This is a genomic window from Pseudoalteromonas sp. SIMBA_162 (assembly GCF_046535955.1).
Taxonomy (GTDB): domain Bacteria; phylum Pseudomonadota; class Gammaproteobacteria; order Enterobacterales; family Alteromonadaceae; genus Pseudoalteromonas; species Pseudoalteromonas marina.
Window position 1 is genome coordinate 1 of record NZ_JAWJBQ010001275.1, and the last position, 234, is coordinate 234.

Annotated in this window: 1 protein-coding gene; it reads right to left on the reverse strand. The window is 70.5% G+C overall.

Annotated elements, in window-relative coordinates; genetic code table 11:
- The coding region (locus R0J88_RS23745) for an iron chelate uptake ABC transporter family permease subunit (RefSeq protein ID WP_410901420.1) at positions 1 to 234 on the reverse strand (234 nt) is incomplete at both ends.

Genomic DNA, 234 nt, shown 5'->3' on the forward strand with positions numbered 1-234 from the left:
AGTGCCGTCGCGGCACCGACCAGCAGCGCCACCACCAGGATCGCGACCTTGCGCACGCGCTTGGGATGGTGGCCCAGGCCACTGGCGACCTGCTCACCCAGCACCATCGCGGAGAGCGGCCGGGCCAGCCACAGCGTGAGCAGCGCCGCGAGCAGGATACTGGGCAGGCTGCTGTAAAGCGCCTCCAGCGAGCGCCCGGCCAGACTGCCGATCACCCAGAAGCGGATCTCGTCG